Source organism: Stenotrophomonas sp. TWI1409, assembly GCF_039673015.1.
GTDB lineage: Bacteria > Pseudomonadota > Gammaproteobacteria > Xanthomonadales > Xanthomonadaceae > Stenotrophomonas > Stenotrophomonas maltophilia_A.
In genome coordinates this window covers 1-1,589 of record NZ_JBDJKU010000140.1, presented here as the reverse complement: position 1 = coordinate 1,589, position 1,589 = coordinate 1, and the positions used below count along the sequence as shown (strand labels likewise).

2 protein-coding genes are annotated in these 1,589 nt (G+C 70.2%); one reads left to right on the top strand and one right to left on the bottom strand.

Annotated features, from left to right (window positions below; all coding sequences use genetic code 11):
- Positions 1-81 precede the first annotated feature (81 nt).
- Positions 82-858, bottom strand: a complete 777-nt coding sequence (locus tag ABE423_RS20685; RefSeq protein WP_346487357.1) for an enoyl-CoA hydratase/isomerase family protein — start codon at positions 856-858, stop codon at positions 82-84.
- 34 nt (positions 859-892) lie between these two features.
- Here ABE423_RS20685 and ABE423_RS20680 point away from each other — a divergent pair, with 34 nt between their 5' ends.
- The gene (locus ABE423_RS20680; RefSeq protein ID WP_125895428.1) at positions 893-1,339 is read left to right on the top strand and encodes a copper chaperone PCu(A)C; all 447 of its coding nucleotides are present in this window, start codon (positions 893-895) and stop codon (positions 1,337-1,339) included.
- Positions 1,340-1,589: the final 250 nt, after the last annotated feature.

Below are 1,589 nucleotides of genomic sequence, written 5' to 3'. Positions count from 1 at the left end.
GTGCGGGCGCGCCGGCGGGCCGCACCCCCCCTCCCCGCCCGGGGGCCGGGGGGGGGCCCGCGCCCCCCCGGCCACTACCGGTTACTTGCCCAGCCGGGCGACCAGCGCCTGCAGGGCATTCTGCGCGTCCGGGGCGAACCAGGCCTCGACGAAGCGGTCGAGCTGAATCAGGTCCGGGTGCAGGGCTCCGTGCAGGTCGGCACGGGCAATGGCGCGGGTCAGCAGCATCGGCTGGCGCGGCTGCTTGAGCAGGTTCTGCAGCCAGGCGATGGCGCGCGCCACCACCAGGTCGCCTTCGGCCAGTTCATCGACCAGGCCGATCTGCAGCGCCTGTTCGGCCGGCACCAGCGAGCCGGTGGTCAGCAGGACGCCGGCGCGGTGTACGCCCACCGCGCGGCGCAGCAGGCGCTGGATGCCCTCCGGCGCGATCAGGCCCACCTGCACTTCGTTCAGGCCGATGGCATACGGCCGCGACGGATCGGCGCTGCGCGCCATCACCCGGTAGTCGCAGCACAGGGCCAGCACGCAGCCGCCCGCCGGTGCGTGGCCGGTGATCGCCGCGACCACCGGGATCCGGCTCTCGGCCAGCGTGCGCACGGCGCCAAAGAAGGCGTTCCAGGTGTCCAGCAACTTGTGCTTGTCATCACCATGCGAGAGCAGGTGCGGCACGTCCATACCGCCGGTGAAGATGCGCTCGCTGCCCGACAGCACGATGCCGTGCGCGTCTTCGGCCATGGCCAGCTCGATGGCATGGATCAACTGCCGGCACAGTTCGGTGTCCAGTGCGTTGACCGGCGGCCGCGCCAGGCGCAGTTCGCGGATGGGGCCATGGTTGATCACCTCGATGAGCGTCGTCATGCTGCGGTCTCGTTGCGAAGAAGGAACCTGGGCGATGATAACCAAACCATTCGTTGGCGTACTGTTGGTTCTGTGTGCGGCCGCAGCATCGGCGTCGGCGGCGGAACCGGACTGCGTCACGGTGGAGCAGGGCTGGGCGCGGTTGCCACCGAATCCGGCGATGCCGATGACCGCCGGCTACGGCGTGATCCACAACGGCTGCAGCAAGGCGGTGGCGATCACTGGCGCGACCAGCAGCAGCTTCAATGATGTGTCGCTGCACGAGACCACGATCGTCGATGGGGTCAGCCGCATGCGCGCGATCGAGCGTCTGCCGCTGGCACCGGGCGCGCGCGCCGAGCTCAAGCCCGGTGGTCTGCACCTGATGCTGATGCAGGGCAAGGGCGCGTTGAAGGAAGGCCAGGCGCTGCCGCTGCGGCTGCAGCTGGAAGGCGGTGGCGAAGCGAGCGCGACGTTGGTGGTGCGCAAGGCCGCGCCGTAAGCGCGCGGGGAAACGGCACGCTGCTGCTGACGCAAGGGGTTGGGATGGCCGTCGTAGCGTCGAGCTTGCTCGACGGCCCCGGCCTGCAGCAGTCGAGCAAGCTCGACTCTACGGATGAAGCGACGATTGGGATGGCTGCCGTAGCGTTGAGGACGCTGGGCGCGAACGGAATATCCGGTAGTGGCGGGGGCCGGCCGCGCCCGCCCGCAAAAACCCCCACCCCCCCCCCCCACCCACCAGCGGGACTCCC

Bases quoted from the DNA above. Each gene is read 5' to 3' on its own strand.
- ABE423_RS20685 (WP_346487357.1), bottom strand. From the start codon at position 858: ATGACGACGCTCATCGAGGTGATCAACCATGGCCCCATCCGCGAACTG.
- ABE423_RS20680 (WP_125895428.1), top strand. From the start codon at position 893: ATGATAACCAAACCATTCGTTGGCGTACTGTTGGTTCTGTGTGCGGCC.